This window comes from Streptomyces sp. SAI-170 (genome assembly GCF_049739565.1).
Classification (GTDB): Bacteria; Actinomycetota; Actinomycetes; order Streptomycetales; family Streptomycetaceae; genus Streptomyces.
Window position 1 is genome coordinate 4808752 of sequence record NZ_JBMGQD010000001.1, and the last position, 18938, is coordinate 4827689.

The 18938-nt window shown below is 70.7% G+C and carries 17 protein-coding genes; 9 read left to right on the forward strand and 8 right to left on the reverse strand.

The annotated features are described in order from the left end of the window. Positions 1-39: 39 nt before the first annotated feature. The 3 genes from RKD23_RS21545 to RKD23_RS21555 all read right to left on the reverse strand — a co-directional run bounded on the left by RKD23_RS21545 (position 40) and on the right by RKD23_RS21555 (position 2535). A complete protein-coding gene (locus RKD23_RS21545; RefSeq protein WP_424858300.1) occupies positions 40-897 on the reverse strand; it encodes a MerR family transcriptional regulator in 858 nt (285 codons plus the stop codon). Between the two features lie 89 nt (positions 898-986). Beyond that, a complete protein-coding gene (locus tag RKD23_RS21550) occupies positions 987-1493 on the reverse strand; it encodes a glutathione peroxidase (RefSeq protein WP_424855140.1) in 507 nt (168 codons plus the stop codon). An 88-nt stretch (positions 1494-1581) separates the two neighbouring features. Beyond that, positions 1582-2535 carry a helix-turn-helix domain-containing protein gene (locus RKD23_RS21555; RefSeq protein WP_424855141.1) on the reverse strand — a complete coding sequence of 318 codons (954 nt, stop codon included), beginning with the start codon at positions 2533-2535 and terminating at the stop codon, positions 1582-1584. Between the two features lie 71 nt (positions 2536-2606). Between RKD23_RS21555 and RKD23_RS21560 the strand changes: the two genes are divergently transcribed. After that, positions 2607-3812 (forward strand): MFS transporter, encoded by a 1206-nt coding sequence (locus RKD23_RS21560; protein ID WP_424855142.1) that lies wholly within the window; start codon positions 2607-2609, stop codon positions 3810-3812. A gap of 77 nt (positions 3813-3889) precedes the next feature. Beyond that, entirely contained in the window at positions 3890-5020 is a 1131-nt protein-coding gene (locus RKD23_RS21565) for an NAD(P)/FAD-dependent oxidoreductase (protein ID WP_424855143.1), read from the forward strand. Here the strand turns inward: RKD23_RS21565 and RKD23_RS21570 are convergent, their stop codons facing one another. Continuing rightward, positions 5021-5455, reverse strand: coding sequence for a MarR family winged helix-turn-helix transcriptional regulator (locus tag RKD23_RS21570; protein ID WP_424858301.1), 435 nt, complete (start codon positions 5453-5455; stop codon positions 5021-5023). 278 nt (positions 5456-5733) lie between these two features. Here RKD23_RS21570 and RKD23_RS21575 point away from each other — a divergent pair, with 278 nt between their 5' ends. Then, a complete protein-coding gene (locus RKD23_RS21575; protein ID WP_424855144.1) occupies positions 5734-6762 on the forward strand; it encodes a GDSL-type esterase/lipase family protein in 1029 nt (342 codons plus the stop codon). Between the two features lie 18 nt (positions 6763-6780). Here RKD23_RS21575 and RKD23_RS21580 read toward each other — a convergent pair whose 3' ends face one another. Beyond that, the gene (locus tag RKD23_RS21580) at positions 6781-7464 is read right to left on the reverse strand and encodes a DUF4232 domain-containing protein (RefSeq protein ID WP_424855145.1); all 684 of its coding nucleotides are present in this window, start codon (positions 7462-7464) and stop codon (positions 6781-6783) included. Positions 7465-7599: 135 nt separating this feature from the next. Between RKD23_RS21580 and RKD23_RS21585 the strand changes: the two genes are divergently transcribed. The 5 genes from RKD23_RS21585 to RKD23_RS21605 all read left to right on the forward strand — a co-directional run bounded on the left by RKD23_RS21585 (position 7600) and on the right by RKD23_RS21605 (position 16558). Next, positions 7600-9252, forward strand: coding sequence for an alkaline phosphatase D family protein (locus RKD23_RS21585; protein WP_424858302.1), 1653 nt, complete (start codon positions 7600-7602; stop codon positions 9250-9252). A gap of 14 nt (positions 9253-9266) precedes the next feature. Further along, a complete protein-coding gene (locus tag RKD23_RS21590; RefSeq protein WP_424855146.1) occupies positions 9267-10901 on the forward strand; it encodes an FG-GAP repeat domain-containing protein in 1635 nt (544 codons plus the stop codon). A 215-nt stretch (positions 10902-11116) separates the two neighbouring features. Continuing rightward, entirely contained in the window at positions 11117-11368 is a 252-nt protein-coding gene (locus RKD23_RS21595; protein WP_424855147.1) for a hypothetical protein, read from the forward strand. Between the two features lie 7 nt (positions 11369-11375). Next, positions 11376-15728: a DUF6531 domain-containing protein gene (locus tag RKD23_RS21600; protein WP_424855148.1), complete on the forward strand. Its 4353-nt coding sequence runs from the start codon at positions 11376-11378 to the stop codon at positions 15726-15728. After that, on the forward strand, positions 15722-16558 hold the full coding sequence (locus RKD23_RS21605) for a colicin immunity domain-containing protein (RefSeq protein WP_424855149.1): 837 nt from the start codon (positions 15722-15724) through the stop codon (positions 16556-16558). The genes RKD23_RS21600 and RKD23_RS21605 overlap by 7 nt, the downstream gene beginning before the upstream one ends. 175 nt (positions 16559-16733) lie before the next feature. Here the strand turns inward: RKD23_RS21605 and RKD23_RS21610 are convergent, their stop codons facing one another. After that, positions 16734-17291, reverse strand: a complete 558-nt coding sequence (locus RKD23_RS21610; RefSeq protein ID WP_424855150.1) for a hypothetical protein — start codon at positions 17289-17291, stop codon at positions 16734-16736. Positions 17292-17387: 96 nt separating this feature from the next. Between RKD23_RS21610 and RKD23_RS21615 the strand changes: the two genes are divergently transcribed. Further along, a complete protein-coding gene (locus RKD23_RS21615; RefSeq protein WP_424855151.1) occupies positions 17388-17897 on the forward strand; it encodes an FG-GAP repeat domain-containing protein in 510 nt (169 codons plus the stop codon). Positions 17898-17916: 19 nt separating this feature from the next. Here the strand turns inward: RKD23_RS21615 and RKD23_RS21620 are convergent, their stop codons facing one another. Both RKD23_RS21620 and RKD23_RS21625 read right to left on the reverse strand, forming a co-directional pair. Further along, the gene (locus RKD23_RS21620; RefSeq protein WP_424855152.1) at positions 17917-18498 is read right to left on the reverse strand and encodes a hypothetical protein; all 582 of its coding nucleotides are present in this window, start codon (positions 18496-18498) and stop codon (positions 17917-17919) included. Between the two features lie 179 nt (positions 18499-18677). Then, positions 18678-18938: a cold-shock protein gene (locus tag RKD23_RS21625; RefSeq protein ID WP_424855153.1), complete on the reverse strand. Its 261-nt coding sequence runs from the start codon at positions 18936-18938 to the stop codon at positions 18678-18680.

The window sequence follows — 18938 nt, forward strand, 5'->3', positions numbered from 1 at the left end:
CGCCGGGCGGACCGCTCCGCCCGGCGCCGGGCGTCGCGGTCAGGAACCCCGGCGCACCGGGAACGCGACGTCGCACACCGGGTCCTCGGGCCCGGCGGCGTCCCAGTCGGCGAAGTAGACCTCCCGGCACGGGCCGTCGTAGGCGAGCCCCTCCCGCTTCATCCACTCCTCCACCGCCTCGAACGCGGCCAGGATCTGCGGCTGCGCCACCTGCGCCTTGGTGATCCGGGTGTACGCCAGCCGCCGTGCCGGCTCCACCCGCAGCCGCACCTGCCGGGCCCGTCCCCGGTCCGCCGCCCACGCCCGCGCCGCCGCCTCGTCGGTGACCGGCACACACGCCTCCACGGGTCCGTCGCTCTCCGTCGACACCTCGGCGTGGTAGACGACGTACGGCGCTCCCGCCGCACCCCCGCAGCCCGCGGCGGCCTCCTCCAGCCGGCCCAGCGACGCCGGGATCCAGGTCGGCAGTTCGTCCGCCAGCACATGCCGGGACTCGCTCAGCACCACCTGCGCGGGCACCTCGACCGTCTCCACCGTGAACTTCCCGTACATCTCGGAGCTCCTCCCCGAAAGCCGTCCACGGAGGTACTCGGCCAGCGTCCGCTGCGCGGCGAACCGCGCCTCCACGTCCGCCCAGTACGCGGCGAGCAGCGCGGCCGCCTCGTCGCCGCCTGCGTCGGCCACCTCGGCGATCCGGGCGAGCGGCATGTCGAGCTGCCGCAGCAGCGCCACCAGCCGGGCCCGCTCCACCTGAGCGGCCCGGTAGTAGCGGTACCCGGTGCTCGGGTCGACCCGGTCCGGGGCGAGCAGCCCCAGCCGGTCGTACAGCCGCAGCGCCTTGGCCGACAGCCGGGCCCGCGCGGCGAACGCGCCGATGGTCAGCAGGTCGTCGTCCATCACGCAGCCTCGTCCTCCGTCACCGGACGGCCTGTCCCGTCCGGCGAGGAGCACGTTCCGCCCTGCCCCAGGGGCAAGGTCAACGGGCTTCAGCCGAGCGCCCGCTCCAGCGCGGCCACGATCTCGTCCGACTCCGGCTCGGTCTGCGGCGAGAACCGGGCCACGACCTCACCGTCCCGCCCGACGAGGAACTTCTCGAAGTTCCAGCGGATGTCCCCGCTGTACCCCTCGGCGTCCGCGAACCCGGCCAGCCGCTCGTACAGCGGGTGCCGCCCCTCGCCGTTCACCTCCACCTTCTCGGTCATCGGGAAGGTCACGCCGTACGTCGCCGAGCAGAACTCCGCGATCTCCTCGGCCGACCCCGGCTCCTGCCCGAGGAACTGGTTGCAGGGCACCCCGACCACGGTGAACCCGCGCTCCGCGTACTCCTCCTGCAGCTTCTCCAGCCCCGTGTACTGCGGCGTGAGCCCGCACTTCGACGCCACGTTCACGAAGAGAACGACCTTGCCGAGATACGAGCCGAGATCGGCGTCCCCACCGGTGAGCGCCCCGACGGACACGGAGAGAGGAGAGGCGGAAGAAAGTTCACTAGTCATGCCCCGGAGCTTAAGGGGCCTCAGGGGCGCGGGGAACTGCGCGACCGGCCACGGACGGCGCGCACCCCGCAACGGAGCGTGACCACCCTCACGCGGATCCGGCTTTCACCAGGACGTCCCCGGCGGCCGTACGCGAGTACAACACGGACCGCCCCGCCCGCCGCCGAGAAACCAACCCGGCATCCAAGAGCACCCTGACGTGACGCCCCACAGACCCCAGCCCCTGCCCGGTCAGAGCGACCAGCTGCGTGGTGCTCATCGGCGAAGCCAGCAGCATCAACACCCGGGCCCGCCCGGCCCCGAGCAGCGCCCCGAGCCCCGCGGGCGCCGGTTCCGGGGCCAGCACCCCCGTCGCCGGGTACACCACCGCGTACCGGGCCCGCTCCTCCCAGGAGACCCATCCCGCCTGCGGAGTGACCGGCACGAACACCAGCTCGGCCCCCGAGATCTCCCGGGGCGGATACTCGTGCGCGTTGACCTGGAGCCGGTTCTCCCCGAGCCACCGTGTGCCCGGCCGCAGGGCGTCCAGCACGGCCGCCCAGCCGCCCCGGCTGACCTGCGCGGTCCGGGCGACCACGTCCGCCTCCAGGATGCGCCGACGCCGCTCCCAGTCGGGAGAGACCGTCTCGGTCCACACGTACTCCAGAAGCCCGGCCGCCCGCGCCGGCAGATCGTCCCGCACCAGGGCGCCCGGCAGCGGTCCGGCGAGGGACATCCGCAGATGCGCGCGGGCGTCCTCGGGCCGGGCCGCCCGCACCCGGGCGGCCTCCGCCTCGAAGGGCTCGTCGCCGCGCGGTGTGGGGGTGAGGAAGTCGGCGATCCACTCCCGGCCGAGCCCGGAGCGCACCAGCAGCGCGGTGACCGGGTCGGCGGCGAGACGGGCCCGGTAGCCGGGCAGGTGGCGGCGCAGCCACGCGCGCTCGCCCGGGTGCGAGGGCACGCCCGCGTGCAGCAGCTTCAGGCTCGCGAAGGTCTCGGCGAGCGGGGAGAGCACGAACCGGCTGCCGGCGAGCGTGTCGGCGTTGACCTGCCACCAGCCCATGGGGCGACCCCACCTTTCGCGTCCGCGCGAAACAATAACCACCGTACGGCCGCCGCTCCGAGACTCCGGGCATGCGCAGCTACCGAGACCTGTTCCGCACCCCGGAGTTCACTCCCTTCTTCCTGGCCTCCGCCGCCCACACCGTGGCGCAGACGATCGGCGGTCTGGCGCTGGCCACGCTCGTGTACCGGGTCACCGACTCGCCGCTGCTGTCGGCGGTGAGCATGTTCGGGCCGCAGCTGGCCCAGGTGTTCGGGGCGACCTTCCTGCTGTCGGGCGCCGACCGGCTGCCTCCGAGGTCGACGCTGACCGGCATCGGCCTGGCCTTCGCGGCCGGTACGGCGGTGATGGCGCTGCCGGGTCTGCCGGTGGGGGCGGTCTTCGCGGTGGTGCTCGTGCTGGGTCTGGTCGCGTCGCTGGGCGGGGGAGTGCGGTGGGGGCTGCTGAACGAGATCCTGTCCAAGGACGGCTATCTGCTGGGGCGTTCGGTGTTCAACATGCTGTCCGGGCTGATGCAGATCACCGGGTTCGCGACCGGCGGCGCCCTGCTGACGGTGCTGTCCCCGCGCTCCTGTCTGCTGCTCGCGGCGGCGCTCTACGCCCTGTCGGCCCTCGGTGTCCGGCTGGGTCTGACCGCCCGCCCGCCGCGTTCGTCGGGCCGTCCGTCGGCGCGGGCGACCCGGCGCACCAACGCCCTGCTGTGGTCCTCGCGCCCGCGCCGCCTGACGTATCTGGGGCTGTGGCTCCCCAACGGCCTGGTCGTCGGCTGCGAGTCCCTCTATGTCTCCTACGCGCCGGGCGCCGCCGGGGTGTTGTTCGCGTGCGGGGCGCTGGGGATGTTCGCCGGGGACGTGGCCGTCGGGCGCTTTCTGCGGCCCGAGGTGCGGGGCCGGCTGGCTACGCCGCTGCTTCTGCTGCTGGCCGTGCCGTATCTGTTCTTCGTCCTGCGGCCGGGGGTGGTGTGGGCGGCCGTGGCCGCGGGTGTGGCCTCCGTCGGCTTCGGGGCGAGTCTGGTCCAGCAGGAGCGGCTGATGGCGCTGACCCCCGACGAACTCGCGGGCCACGCCCTGGGGTTGCACTCGGCCGGGATGCTCACGATGCAAGGCATGAGCGCGGCACTGGCGGGTGCGGTGGCCCAACTGACCTCGCCCGCAACGGCGATGACGGTGATGGCGGCCGCGTCGGTCGCCGTGACGCTGACGCTGGCCGGCCTCGGTCGCTCGCCGGAGAGTCCCTCTCCGAAAAGCCCCATTGAAGTTCGTACTGCGAACGAATAAGGTTCGTAGTACGAACTGATTCGACGTGCGGATCAGCAGGGATCCGCGCGTCGTCACCCAGGGGGAGCTGAACAGTCATGGCATCCACGACCACCACCACCGGCCGCACCGTCGTCGTCATCGGCGGCGGCTACGGCGGCGCCACGGCCGCCAAGGCCCTCGACGCCGAGGCCGATGTCGTCCTCATCGAGCCCAAGGACGCCTTCGAGCACGCGGCCGGCTCACTGCGGGCGCTGGTCCGGCCCGACTGGGCGCACAACGTCTTCTTCTCCTACGACCGGCTGCTGGAGCGCGGCCGGGTCGTGCGGCAGCGGGTGGCCTCGGTCGACCCGGCCGGCGTGACCCTCGCCGACGGCACCCGGATCGACGCCGACTATCTGGTGTTGGCCACCGGCTCGCGCTACCCCTTCCCGGCCAAGAGCGACAGCGACGAGGCCGCGGAGGCGCTGGGCCGGCTGCGCGAGACGCACGAGGAGCTGGCCGGCGCCGAGCGGGTCCTGATCACCGGGGCCGGGCCGGTCGGCCTGGAGCTGGCCGGCGAGATCACGCACGTGTGGCCCGGCAAGCAGGTCGTCGTCGTCGACCCGGCGCCCGCGCTGCTGCCCGCCTTCGAGCAGAGCCTGCGCGACGACCTGCACCGCCAGCTTCAGGAGGCGGGCGTCGAACTGCGGCTGGGCACGGCCCTGGCCGAGGAGCCGCCGAGCGAGCCCGGCCGCGCCAAGACCTTCACCGTGGCGACCACCGACGGGGACGAGCTCACCGCCGACATCTGGTTCCGCGCCCACGGCGTACGCGTCAACGGCGACTACCTCGCCGACGGCGCCCTGACCACCCGGACCGAAAGGGGCCAGGTGCCGGTCACCGGCACGCTCGCCGTGCGGGGCTACGACCACGTCTACGCGATCGGCGACATCACCGACCTCGCCGAGGCCAAGATGGCCGGTTACGCCATGCAGCACGCGCGGGTGGCCGCCGCGAACATCTCCGCCCAACTGCGCGGCGAGACCCCCGAGGCCGTCTACACCCCCTCGCCGGTGCCGTCCGTCCTGCTGCCGCTCGGCCCGGAGCGCGGGGTCGGGCAGTTCCCGTCCGAGGACGACCCGGCCGTCGCCGCGGTGGTGCCGGCGCAGGTGGTCGCGCAGTACAAGGGCGGCGACCTGTTCACGGGCATGTTCCACGAGCTGTTCGGCACACAGGCCGAAGGCTGATCAGCTCTGCGGGTCGATGAACACCTCGGGCACCTTGTTGTCCTCCACCACGCGAGCCAGGAGCGCGGCCAGCCGGTCGCGCTCCTGCGCGCTCAGGCCCGACGGCAGCTCGTCGATGCGGCGGCAGGCCTCGTCGTAGAACTCCTCGGCCAGCCGAGCGCCCTCTTCCGTGAGCGCCACCCGTACCGCCCGACCGTCGCGCGGGTCGGCCTCCCGGCGCACCAGGCCGCGCTGTGCCGTGCGGTCCACGAGCCCGGTCAGGCTCGACTTCGCCAGCCCCAGCATGTCGCCCAGCTCGCGCATCCCGTACGGCTGCGGCATCAGCACGCACAGCAGCTTGCCCTGCTGGGGGGTGAGTCCGTACGCGTGGCTCGCATCGGCGTACACGGCGTTCACCAGGTACGAGGACCGCACCAACGCGGTCACCACGCTCATCCGTTCGCCATCGGCCTGTGCCATGGAGGAAGCGTAACGGCCGTCAGCCGCCCGTCGCGTAGTCGCCTGCCGCCGCTCCGTGCGACGCGGTCGGGCGAGATGAATCCCGGGAGCGGAAACAAGATCACGAGGTCTGCTGTTGGTAGTGCACATGACGACTTCATCGCAGTGGGTGGCAGGCTTCCGTTCCGCTCTGGTCAGCCCGTACGAGGACTACCAGCTCTTCCCCTCCCGGGCCTTCGCCGATCAGACGGTGCGCCAGATCGTGCGTCTCGCCGGTGGCGGTGAGGCCGTCCGGGTGGCGGCTGAGCAACCGGTTCGGCAGACAGCCGCTCACCGTCGGCGCCGCGCGCTGGGGCCGCCGCACCGAGGGCCACCGCATCGACCCGGCGACCTCCGTCCCGCTCACCTTCGACGGCCGCGCCGACCTCGTGCTGGCGCCCGGCGAGGAAGCGGTCAGCGACCCGGTGCCGGGCGCGGTCGCGGCCGGGGACGCGTTCGCACTCAGCCTCCACCTGCCGTACGACACCGGCCTGGCGACGTTCTCCGTGGTCGCCTCCGAGACCGGATACGCGGCCGCGGGGGACGTGACGGCCGAGGCTGCCCTCCCGGACGCCGAACTGCTGGAGGTCTCCCGCTACTTCGTCTCCGGTGTCGACGTCCTCGCGCCCGAGGGCACCGCGATCGCCGTGGCCTTCGGCGACTCCTGGATGGAGGGCGCGGGCACCACACCCGGCGCCGACGCCCGCTTCCCCGACCAGCTCAACCGGCTCCTGGACCGCGGCTGGGTCGTCAACCAGGGCATCTCCGGCAACCGGCTGCTCACCGACGAGATCGGCGAGGCCGCACTGACCCGCGTCCACCGTGACGTCCTCGACGTCCCCGGCGTCACCCACGTCCTGCTCAACTTCGGCCTCAACGACCTCGGCAGCCCCGGCTCCATCGACCCCGGCGCGCCCCAGCCGCTGCCCACGGCCGCTGACCTCATCGAGGGCTACCGAGAGCTGGCCGCACTCCTCAAGGCCGCCGGACTCACCGTCGTAGCGCACACCATCGGCCCCTACGCCGGGACCGTCTACGAGGGCTACGACACCGAGGAGGGCCGCGCGATCCGCCGTGAGGTCAACGAGTGGATCCGCACCACCGACACCTTCGACGCCGTCACGGACGTCGCCGCGGCGGTCGAGGACCCCGACGACCCCGAGCGCATCCTGCCCGCCTACGACTGCGGCGACCACCTGCACCTCAACGACGCGGGCACGCTGGCGATGGCCCGGGCGGTGGACCTGTCGTATCTGAAGCTCTGACCCCGCACCGGCCGTCGCTCAGCCGGCGGGCGCGAACGCCGTGACCCGTACGCCGGTGTCGCAGATGCGGACCGGGCCGGCGAAGGCCGGGCTCAGCGGACGGGACTCGCCGGGCGGGACGACGTCGAGGCGGGTGATCGGCTCGCACTCGGCCAGGCTGGTGAAGGTGAGCTCGGCGGTGGCCGACTCGCCGGGGGAGAGGGCCACCTCGGCGGCGTCCTCCGCGGCCCCGGCCCAGTCGACCGGCAGCTCGGTGCGGCCGGCCTCGCCGACGAAGAGGAGCGAGGGGAAACCCCGCAGCGTGCAGTCGCCGGGCCCCTTGTGGGTGAGCACGACAAGGGCGCGGCCCGACCCCGTGCTGCGGGCCGAGGCCGTCAGGTGCGCCGTACGGCAGTGGTCGGCGGCGGGGGTGGGGAGCTGCTCGGTGCCGTAGAGGACGCCGGGGGGTGGGGTGGAGGAAGCGGTGGGGGTCTCCCCGCTCGCGCCGGGGGCCGAGGAGCCGCCGCCGGTCCGAGACACATCGGCGGAGACCGTGCCGGGGGAGAGCGTGCGGGTGGAAGCCGTACCGGCGGAGGCCGCGCCGGACGGTGTCCCCACGGGCCTTCCGGCCGAGTCGTCCCCCGGGCCGGAGGACGACGACGAGCAGCCCGCCGCGCCCGCGAGCAACACGGCCGCGGCCACGGAGATCAATGGTCTGCGCATGAATTCGAGGGTATTAGAATCCCGCCCGATCGGTTCACCGGCGCTGCGCAGCGCACCGCCTGAGGGGAAAGGGCGCGCACGGCTGTGGACGCGAGCGACGGCGACGACGTCAGCGAGGGCACGGACGTCGAGGGCGTGAAGGGCGTTGGTGGCGGCATACGCCGCAGACGCTTCCTCGGCGCGGGAGCCGTCACCCTGGGAGCGGCGGGCGCGGTGGCGGCCGGGCAGTTCCTGCCGGGGGACGCCTCGGCGTCCGTGGGCGGCCCGGGCTCACCGCCCGGGGCCGGCGTGACGGTCAGCGGCACGGTGTTCAAGCTGGGCGTGGCCTCCGGCGACCCACTCCCCACCGCCGTCGTGCTGTGGACCCGGCTGACCCCCGCCCAGCAGGGCAGCTCCGGCATCCTGCCCCCGAGCGTGCCCGTGACCTGGGAGGTCGCCACCGACTCCGGCTTCACGCAGATCGTCCGAAGCGGTACCGCGACCGCGGGCAACGGCCTCGGGCACAGCGTCCATGTGGACGCCACGGGACTGACCCCGGCCACCGACTACTGGTACCGCTTCAAGGCCCTCGGCCGTACGTCCCCCACCGGCCGCACCCGCACCGCCCCGGCCGCCGGCGCCGTACCCGACCGGCTGCGGATCGCGCTCGCCTCCTGCCAGAACTGGCAGCACGGCTATTTCACCGCCTACCGGGACATGCGGGAGCAGCAGCCGGACCTCGTGCTGTTCGTCGGCGACTACATCTACGAGAGCTCCGCCTACTCCTACCGGGTACGCCGGCACGAGGGCGCGGGCGCACCCGTCACGCTCGCCCAGTACCGGGCCCGCCACGAGCAGTACGGCACCGACCCCGACCTGCGGGCGATGCGCGCCGCCGCGCCCTTCGTGGTGGTCTTCGACGACCACGAGGTCGAGCAGGACTGGGCCGGAGACGTGGCGAACGACCCCGCCGCCTGGCCCCGCGACAAGTTCCTGGCCCGCCGCGCGGCCGCCTTCCAGGCCTTCTACGAGCACATGCCGATCCGCGTCGCGCAGAAGCCCAGCGGCCCGGACGTCCGGATCCACCGCAGGCTCGACTTCGGCTCCCTCGCCCGGCTGCACGTCCTGGACACCCGGCAGTACCGCGACGACCAGGCCACCAACGCCGCGGGCGCCCAGGAGACCGGCCGCGTGATCATGGGCGACACCCAGCGGAACTGGCTGGTCGACAGCATGAAGGAGTCCGGCGCTACCTGGAACCTCCTCGCCTCGCAGGTGATGATGGCCGAGACCGACTTCCTGGCCGGTGAGGGCAAGGAATGGTCGTACGACGCATGGGACGGCTACCAGAAGGAACGCGCGGCACTGCTCGCCGAGTTCCCGTCCGTCCGTAACCCCGTCGTCCTGTCCGGCGACCGGCACCGCACCATCGTCAGCGACCTCAAGCTCGACTACGCCGACCCCGGCTCGAAGGTGGTCGGCGCGGAGTTCGTCGGCACGTCCATCTCCAGCAACGGCGACGAGGACCTCCCGGCCTTCGCCGCCGAATGGGCGCCCAAGCTGGCCGACAACCCGCACTGGAAGATCATCGACGCGCGGCGCGGCTATCTGCTGCTCGACATCACCCCGGGCGGCATCGACGCGCGGTTGCGGACGATCTCCACCGTGCTGACCCGGGACGGCGAGACGACCACGGCGGCGACGTTCCGCGTGGACGACGGAGTGCCGGGCGTGCGCCAGGTCGGCGTGCAGGGCGCCGCCGAGGCCCCCGGATCCACCTCAGCCGAATCCCCCTCGGCCACCCCTTGACCCCGGGAGAGCACGTGTTCACCACCCGATCCCGGCGTCGCCGCCGCCCCGCCCTGAAGGCGCTGGCCTGCGTGTGCGCGGTGCTCGCGGCGGCGGGTGCCTTCGTGGCGCTGCCCGGCGACGCGGACGCGGTCACCCCGGCGCGCGCCGACTTCGACGGCGACGGCACGTCCGACCTCGTCTACCGCAACGCGGCGGGCCAGTTGTACGTCAACACCGGCGCGGCCGAGACCATGGCGCTGGAGTCGGACGTGGCCAAGGTCAAGGACGTCCTCACCCCCGGCGACCTGGACGCGGACGGCGTCCAGGACGTGCTGACCCTGAGCCCTACCGGCGTACTGCGCCTGCACACCGGCGTCTACGCCCGCACCCCCGGCGGCCTCGGCTCGTACCGTACGGTCGCCACGGGCTGGCAGATCTACAACAAGGTGACCGCCCCGGGCGACCTCAACCGCGACGGCAGGGCCGATCTGCTGGTCCGCACCCCGTCCGGCACCCTCTACCTCTACCCGGGCAAGGGCACGGGCGAGTTCGGCGGGCGCGTGCAGGTCGGCACCGGCTGGCAGCAGTACGACCAGCTGATCGGGGCCGGCGACCTCACCGGCGACGGCGTGGGCGACCTGCTGGCCCGCACCACCGCCGGGGTCCTCTACCGCTACCCCGGCACGGGCTCCGGCGGCTTCGGCGCCCGCGTCAAGGACCCCAAGGCCGACTGGGCGTCGTACAACCAGATCCTCGGCGGCGGCGACTGGGACGGCAACGGCCGGACGGACCTGCTGGCCAGGGACTACTCCGGCGCCCTGTGGTTCTACCCGGGCGACGGCAGGGGCACCTTCGGCGTGCGCGAGGCGCGCAGCAAGGGCTGGGGCCAGGTCACGCAGTTCGCGGGCGCCGGGAGCAACCCGCACTTCGGCAAGTACGGGACCATGGCCCGTACGTCCGCCGGGTCGGTCTACAGCTACCAGGTGACGGGCACCGGCGGCCTGACCGGCAAACTCCTGGTGGGCAGCGCCGCCTGGCCCCCCGCCGGCACCCACCTCGCCTACGCCTCGTCCCTCCGAGAGGTGGGCCTGGCCGACCTGGTGGTGCACTCGCTCAGCACGGGCAAGCTCACCAACCCCGCGTACTACGCCCTGTCCGACCCCGAGATCGCCGGCGGCTCGACGTCGTACACCCGCATCCTCGGCCCCGGCGACCTCACCGGCGACGGCAAGGGCGACCTGCTCTCCGTCACCTCGTCCGGCACGGTCTACCTCAACGCCGGCACCGGCTCCGGCACCTCCGTCGCCGCCCGCGCCCAGGTGGCCACCGGCTGGCAGTCCTACAACACCCTCGTCGCAGGCGGCGACTTCACCGGCGACGGCCGCCCCGACCTCCTGGCCCGCGACACCACGGGCACCCTGTGGCGCCTCACGGGCACGGGCTCGGCCTCCGCGCCCTTCGCGACCCGGGTGAACCTCGGCACGGGCTGGCAGCAGTACAAGAACCTCTTCTCGCCTGGCGACGCCGACGGGGACGGCAAGGCGGACCTGATGACCACGACCTCGGCCGGTGCGCTGTACTTCTACGCGGGGACGGGCGTGGGCACCTTCAAGGGGCGGGTGGCGAAGGCTGCTTCGGGGTGGGGGGTGTGGCGGGACTTGCTCTGAGGGATCCGTTCCGGCGGTCATGGTGCGCGGCGCGTCCCATGACCGGAGCGGACCGCTTTGCCGATCTTTGGTGTGTGGCTTGCCTCCTCGTGAAGCTGGCTGGCTAGGGTCGCCGGGTTGGCATGTGCACAGAGCGAAGTGTGGGGGCGTCTCGCGTGTCGGACCTGAAAAAAGAAGCTACGTCGCTGCACAAGGCGGCTACGGGACTCCGTGCGGTGGGTCACCACACGGAGAAGCCGTTGCAGGAGTTCAAGGCCGAGTCGCACGACTTGGACGCGCTGGGAGCGCTGGGCTCGCTGCTGGGCGCCAAGGATGAGATACGCGAGGGCATGACCACCCTCGCCAAGCTCACCCAGGACCTGGAGGAGGAGTGGGAGACGGAGGCCAAGTTCATGGGCGACGTCTCCGACGCCTTCGACCTCCTCGACGTTCTGCTGGCGGCCGCGGCCCGCGCCAAGAAGGGCTGAGCGGGGCGTGGTCGACCTCAACCCCCTGCACTACGTCAACAAGTTCAACCACATGTTCGGCGACACCCTCGCCAGTGGTCTGGAGTTCCTCGGCATCACCGACCCGGCGGTGGACCCGGACGGCGTGAGGGAGATCGCCAAGAAGTGGCGGCACTTGGCCACCGGCCTGGACGACGCGGCCGAGGCCGCTCGCAAGGCCCTGGCCGAGGTGGAGTGGGAGGGCGAGGCGGCCAAGGCCTTCCACAAGCGGTCCAAGGCCGCACGCAAACAGGCCACCGACATGGCGGACGCGCTCCGCGAGGGTGCGAAGGCACTGGACGACTTCGCCGACCAGGCGCACGAGTTGCTCACCGAGATGGGCGTGCTGGTCGCGGAGATCGCCGAGTTCGAGATCGCCGGCCTGGCACTGTCCGTGCTGACCGGGGGCGCCTCGGCTGTCGTCTCCTCTCTGATGGCCGGCTCACGGGCGGTCAAGGTGGTCGCGCTGGTCGCCCGGATCGAGAAGGAGGGCACTGTTCTGGCCTCCGCGATCCGCGGCGTGATGGAGGTCATCCGGGCTGTGGAGCGGGCGCTGAAGGCGCTCAAGGAGATCCGCGGTGTCGCGACGGCGGCCAAGTACGCCAAAGAAGGCGCGAAGTTCTCTGCCTTCGACGCGCTACTGAGGGACCCCGCAGCCTTCAAGGACCCGGACAAACTGGCCGGCATCCTCACCGAGGGCGCCTTGCTGGGCCTCGGTCTCGGTGTGCTCGGCAAGGCTCTGGGCAAGGGCCTCAAGGGCCTCAAACCCAGCGAACTCGCCAAGCTGAGCAAGGCGTTGAAGCTCGACGGTTCCGGGCTGTCCCGGCTGAAGCTGCGGCCCGGCGAGTGGGAGAAGCTGCCGGCCTCCATCCGGGCCATGTTCAAGAAGTGCGATCTCGACCCGATCGACGTGGCCACCGGCGACATGCTGATGGCGCAGACCGATGTCCAACTGCCCGGGGCGCTGCCCCTGGTGCTGGAACGAACGCATCTGTCCTCGTACCGTTGGGGTGGCTGGTTCGGCCCGACCTGGGCTTCCACTCTTGACCAGCGACTGCAAGCCGATGACGACGGCCTCGTCTACGCGGCCCCGGACGGGGCCCGCCTCGTCTACCCGATGCCGTCGCCCGACTCGATCGAGCCCGTCTATCCAGAGGCCGGCCAGCGGTGGCCGTTGAGCTGGGACGACGAGGTGGACGGCGCACTGCGCGTGACCGATCCCGACAGCGGGCGCAGCTATCTCTTCCACAGCCCGCAGGCCACTGACGACGGCGAAGCGGTCGATCTGCCACTCCACGCGATCGTGGACCGCAACGGCCGGCGTATCACCATCCACTACACCGAAGACGGCACCCCGACCGAGGTCACGCACAGCGGCGGCTACCGTATCGCTGTCGAGCGCCACGCCGAGCTACCGCGCATCGCCGGGTTCCGGCTGCTCGATCCGCAGCGGCCCGAGACCCGAGGAACACTTCTCGTCTCCTACGGTTACGACGAGGCAGGCCATCTTGCCGAGATCGTCAACTCCTCCGGCCTCCCTCTCCGGTTCACCTACGACGACGAGGGCCGCATCACCTCGTGGACCGACCGCAACGACACGTCGTACAGCTACACATACGACGAACGCGGACGGGTCGTGCGTACCGACGGCAGCGACGGCTTCCTCTCCGGCACCCTCACCTACGATGACGCCACCCGCACCACCACGGTCGTGAACTCCCTCGGCCACGCTTCGCGATACGAGCACAACGAGGCACTCCGTCTCGTCCGCGAGACCGACGCACTGGGCCACGTCACCTGCCAGGAGTGGGACGCCGACCACAACCTGACCGCCGTCACGGACCCACTCGGCCACACCACCCGGTACCGCTACGACGAGCATGGACGGGTCGTCTCCGTCACCCGCCCGGACGGCCGCCGTACCACCGTCACGTACAACGTAATCGGACTGCCGACGAGAGTGACCGAAGCGGACGGGTCCGAGTGGCACAGCGAGTACGACGAGCGCGGCAACGTCACCGGTACCGCCGACCCAGTCGGGGCCGTGACCCGGTCCACGTACGACAAGGCGGGCCATCTCACCTCGGTCACCGACGCACTGGGCCGCACGACCCGTGTGCGCTGCAATGCCGCCGGGCTTCCCGTCGCCGTCACCGACCCGCTCGGGGCGACGACAAGGTACGAACGGGACGCGTTCGGACTGCCCGTCGCCATCACCGATCCGCTCGGGAACGTGACCCGCCTCGAGTGGACCGTCGAAGGCAGCATGGCGCGGCGCACCGCCCCGGACTGCAGCATCGAGTCGTGGACCTACGACGGTGAGGGCAACTGCACCAACCACACCGACCCGCTCGGCACGGTGTCCCGCTTCGAGTACACCCACTTCGACCTGCTCACGGCGCGCACCGGGCCGGACGGCGTGCGTCACACCTTCTCCCACGACACCGAACTGCGTCTCACCCAGGTCACCAACCCACAGGGGCTGACCTGGAACTACCAGTACGACCCGGCCGGCCGCCTGCTTTCGGAAACGGACTTCGACGGCCGCACCGTCCGCTACAGCCACGACGCGGCGGACCGGCTCACCTCCCGCACGAACGCCCTGGGCCACACCGCCTCCTTCGCTCATGACGAGCTGGGGCGGATCGTGCGTCAGTCGGTCGACGGCGTGATCACCACCTTCGCCTACGACCCGTCCGGACAACTCACCGAGGCCATCTCCCCCCACGCCCGGATCGACCTGCAGTACGACCTCGGCGGCCGTCTGCTGTCGGAAACGGTCAACGGCCGGACCAGCTCGTACAGCTACGATCTGCTGGGCCGCCGAACCCGTCGTACCACCCCCAGCGGGGCCACGAGCACTTGGTCCTACGACGCCGCGGGCAACCCGACCGAGCTGACCACGGCCGGCCGGACGATCACCTTCGAGTACGACCGGGCCGGCCAGGAGACGACACGGTGCATCGGCGACGCCATCACGGTCGCCAACACCCTGGACGCGGTGGGCCGCCTCACCCTCCAGACGGTCACCGGCCCTGGTCGGAGGGCCATCCGGCAGCGCGCCTACGACTACCGTGCGGACGGCTACCTGGTCCGGCGCGACGACCGGCAGGAAGGCACCCGTAGCTTCGACCTGGACCCGGCCGGCCGGGTCACGGCCCTCCGAGCGAACCAGTGGACCGAGCGCTACGCGTACGACGAGGCGGGAAACCAGACAGACGCGTCGTGGCCCGCCTCGCACCCCGGTGCAGAGGCCACCGGTACGCGTACGTACACGGGCACCCGTCTCACACGGGCCGGGAGCGTCCGTTACGAGCACGACGCCCTGGGACGCATCGTCCTGCGGCAGAAGACCCGGCTGTCCAGGAAGCGGGACACCTGGAGCTACAGCTGGGACGCCGAAGACCGCCTGATCGCGGTCACCACCCCGGACGGAACGCACTGGCGTTATTTCTACGACCCTCTCGGCCGCCGTATAGCCAAGCAGCGGCTGGCCCCCGACGGCGGGTCGGTGACCGAGCAGGTCGACTTCGTCTGGGACGGTACGACTCTCTGCGAGCAGACCACTACCACGGCCGAACTGCCGGACCCGGTCACACTCACCTGGGACCACCACGACCTGCGTCCCATAGCCCAGACCGAGCGCATCACCCGAGGTATCGCCTCCCAAGAAGAGATCGACTCCCGTTTCTTCGCCGTTGTCACCGATCTGGTCGGCACACCGAGCGAGCTCCTGGACGAACAGGGCGACATCGCCTGGCAGAGCCGCGCAACGCTGTGGGGCACCACCACCTGGGCGGCGACCAGCACCGCGTACACGCCGTTGCGCTTTCCGGGCCAGTACTTCGACCCGGAGACCGGGCTCCATTACAACTACTTCCGCACCTACGACCCCGAGTCCGGCCGCTATCTCTCACCCGACCCGCTCGGCCTCGCCCCGGCGGACAACCCCAGCGCCTACGTCCACAATCCCCAGACCTGGACGGATCCCCTGGGGCTGGCCCCGTGCCTCAAACTGAAGTGGTCGGACAAGGCCGACTTCTCCAGCCAGAAGGTGATGAGCAAGAAGTTCCACGCCCACGCGACCGATTTCCTCGACAACCCGGGAAATCTCAACGGCGCCAACCTCAAAGCCTTCGAGAAGGCGATGCGCGAGCACATGACTGCCGACGGCACCAAGATCTTTCGGTACAACTACCGCAAGCAAGGGCAAGCCGTGGGCTTCATCGACCCGAAGTCCCTGAAGATGGTCATGCTCCGCTCCGACGGCAGGTTCTGGTCGGCATTCAAGCTCAATGAGAATCAGTTCGCGGACGTCGTGCAGCGGGGCTTCCTGTGGTGAACAAGGCGGAACGGCACAACATGGACAACGGCAGGCTGCTGAACCTCGTCCTCTCCGGACCGGGCTCCTTCAGCAGCGAGTGGATCACAGACGGCAACAAGCGGGTCGTGCCGCTGACGTTCCACTCCCGGATGGATGAGCACCTGGCCGAGCGCATGAGCTCAGGAGCCAGGCAGACGGGGCACACCTACGTCATCGCTTGCCGAGCGAAGGACACCGGCACCGAGCTTCGGCAGGTCGAGATCCCCTCGACCCCGGAAGCCCTGCTCCGGCAGATCCCCTGGTACGACGAGAGCTTTCTGGTCGTGCTGCCCGACGTCTCCGGCGCACTTCTCGTGACGGACCGCGGATACTCCCTGATTGCCGGACCGGAGGAATTCCTCCGGTACAGCGTCCCCGAGGGCGTCGACCAGGCGATCATCGACTTCAAGCGGTATGCGAAGCGTGTCGGCCGCAGCCATCCGGCTCTGGCCGAGGTCTCGGCTGAATTCCAGCCACGCCAGACGGCGTGGACATCGAAAAGCGACGTCGCGCCGGAATCCGCCACTGCGGAACAAGTGTCACTCATGGACTCCTTTGCGGCCGGTGAGATCAGCGCGGAGGACTTCGCCCGCTCATGGCTGGCCGCCCGGCGGCAAGCCCTCGAATCGCGCGAACGCCTGAGGGAGCCCCTGTCCAGGCTTCTTGACCAGGTCTTCTACGCTCTCGACGACTACGTCATCGATCCGGAGCTCCGCGACCCGGACGACATGACCGATGAGCAGTTGCAGGCGATCGTTCGCGAGCATCTGACCGCACTCAACTCCCTCGGACGTGGCAGGGCTTCCTGAACAGCGGGTCCACTTTGCTTCATCCAGCAGAGCGCGCGGCTCGTCCAGCGTGAGCGCTCACCGACCTCTTCCTTGCCGGGAGCAAGGGCCACAGGCTCACACATGCAGCGTGTCGTGGGCTGTGCCCGGGGTGCCAAGGCACATGGTCGGTTCGCTGTGCGGCCGGGGGAGGATGTCAGGCATCCGGTTTCTGCACGGGCGTGGACGCGGACGGCGGGGGCGGAGTCTCGCGGATGGGCTGACCGGCGGCTTTGCTCAGGTTGTCGTCGATGCGCAGGCTCGAACGGATGACTCTGGTGTCGGCACGATGGTGGGGCCATGCCAAGAGCAGGTACTCCTCGACGGGTTCCATGTCCGCCCCGTCGTAGTGGGTTTCCCTGCCTCGCGCGTGGACACGCGGCCGGTGCCAGCCGGACCCTGCCGGGCTCAGCATCGGCAGGTCGTCGATCGGCCCGAGGTCGAGGGATTCGATCCGGAGTCCGCCCGTCGGCGCGTAGACGCTGATCTCGACGATCTCCTCCCACTCCGTGCCGTCATGCGCTTCCATCGGGGTGCCCTGAGAGGCTGCGGTGACTCGCACATTCCCGGTGTGGATGCCTGTGACGATGACTGCACCATGCGACATGGGAACGGCGAGACCGTTCGACCAGTCGCCCGTCTCGATCGGGATGTCTCCTGCGTCGAGGACGCCGAAGGTCCCCTCGGCGACGAATACGTCGGCTGTCGTCGTCACTGTGGACCTCCCGTCGCGGCTTGCTCTGTTGGTTTCGTCCGATGCGTGTCGGGCCGGCTCTCCCGAGATCGGGGCGAGTAATGCGAGTGTGGTGCGTTGGGTGTTCGCGGCAAGGGCGACCTGCTCGCCATCGCCTCGTCCGGCACGGTCTACCTCAACGCCGGCACCGGCTCCGGCACGTCCGTCGCCGCCCGCGCCCAGGTGGCCACCGGCTGGCAGTCCTACAACGCCCTCGTCGCAGGCGGCGACTTCACCGGGGACGGCCGCCCCGACCTCCTGGCCCGCGACACGACCGGCACCTTGTGGCGCCTCACGGGCACGGGCTCGGCCTCCGCGCCCTTCGCGACCCGGGTGAACCTCGGCACGGGCTGGCAGCAGTACAAGAACCTCTTCTCGCCTGGCGACGCGGACAGGGACGGCAAGGCGGACCTGATGGTCACGACGTCGAGCGGTGCCCTGTACTTCTACGCGGGAACCGGCACGGGCGCCCTCAAGGGACCTGCCACGAAGGCTACTTCGGGGCGGGCGCGTGGCGGGACCTGCTGTCCATGGCGCACTGAGTCCGGCATGCTCGAGCGCCTGCACGCTCAACGCCTTCAAGGGTAGGCCCGACCCAGGGGACCGCTCAGTCCAGGAAGTAGGACCAGAAAGGGATCGTGGCGTACCGATGGCCTTCGGGTGTCGGCACAGGGCGACCGAACTCGTGGTGGAAGTAGTCGACCAGATCGGTCCCGTAATAAATGATGTCCGTCTGGTACATCGACAACACAGGTGTACCGATGCGCTCCGGGTCGGCCAGTAGATACCGGTGCGAGTAGACCGGCACCATCACCGGGGCCTCGGCCAAGTACTTCCGCGCCACTTCCAAGGCATCCTGAGTGCCCGCCGGCCGCGGCTCCCAGTCCGGATGCCAGAAGGCGTTGTACTCCACGTCGAACAGCACGCCGTCCACCGGCCAGGCCAACTGTTCCGCCAAGTCCTCCGGGTCGCCGTCCCGCCAGTCGGGCCAATCACGGCCCCCTGTGGGCAGCCCTGCGCTCAACAGAGTTCGGTGCTCCGGCGCGAAACGGAACCCCCAGCGCTCCTCGACGTCGTCAAGTTCCCGCCCGCTCATGCCTCGCTTCACCTCGACGCGGGCAGGGAGCCTGGCCAGCAACGCCTGGGCGTCTTCGGAGGTCAGTGGGTTCTCGGAGCTGATCGGAGACATGCGTGGAACGGTAGGACATCTTGGGGACGGCAAGCAGGTGGATTTTGCCGGGACTCAGCTTGGGAAGCCCGAAGGGCCAGCCTGGAAGACAACTCATCCTGAGCCGGTGCTTCTCTCTGCGCCCCGGCAGGCCGCCTCTGTGTGGCAGCGTTCGCGGCCGTTGATGTCAGGTGTGGATGTCAGACTCGGCGGGGAACAATGCTCACGGCCCGGTAGTCGTACCCGTCCTGCTGGAAGCCGGGGGCTTCCCAGGTGAGATCGACCTGCTGCCCTGGTGACAGCGTGCGAAAGCCGGGCGCCTGGATGTCGGAGTAGTGGCCGAAGCACCCTCCGGGCGTCTCGGGTGAGTCGAGGACTCCCCAACCCTCCTCGTCGCTCCACTCCCGCACAGTCGCAGTCACGACTGCGGCGACCTTACGGGTCCCTCTGCGGCGACTCAT

What these genes read in the sequence shown, in the direction of transcription:
- RKD23_RS21550 (WP_424855140.1), bottom strand. Translation starts at nt 1,493, where the DNA reads ATGACTAGTGAACTTTCTTCCGCCTCTCCTCTCTCCGTGTCCGTCGGG.
- RKD23_RS21555 (WP_424855141.1), bottom strand. Translation starts at nt 2,535, where the DNA reads ATGGGCTGGTGGCAGGTCAACGCCGACACGCTCGCCGGCAGCCGGTTC.
- RKD23_RS21545 (WP_424858300.1), bottom strand. Translation starts at nt 897, where the DNA reads ATGGACGACGACCTGCTGACCATCGGCGCGTTCGCCGCGCGGGCCCGG.
- RKD23_RS21570 (WP_424858301.1), bottom strand. Translation starts at nt 5,455, where the DNA reads ATGAGCGTGGTGACCGCGTTGGTGCGGTCCTCGTACCTGGTGAACGCC.
- RKD23_RS21565 (WP_424855143.1), top strand. Translation starts at nt 3,890, where the DNA reads ATGGCATCCACGACCACCACCACCGGCCGCACCGTCGTCGTCATCGGC.
- RKD23_RS21625 (WP_424855153.1), bottom strand. Translation starts at nt 18,938, where the DNA reads ATGAGTCGCCGCAGAGGGACCCGTAAGGTCGCCGCAGTCGTGACTGCG.
- RKD23_RS21620 (WP_424855152.1), bottom strand. Translation starts at nt 18,498, where the DNA reads ATGTCTCCGATCAGCTCCGAGAACCCACTGACCTCCGAAGACGCCCAG.
- RKD23_RS21580 (WP_424855145.1), bottom strand. Translation starts at nt 7,464, where the DNA reads ATGCGCAGACCATTGATCTCCGTGGCCGCGGCCGTGTTGCTCGCGGGC.
- RKD23_RS21560 (WP_424855142.1), top strand. Translation starts at nt 2,607, where the DNA reads ATGCGCAGCTACCGAGACCTGTTCCGCACCCCGGAGTTCACTCCCTTC.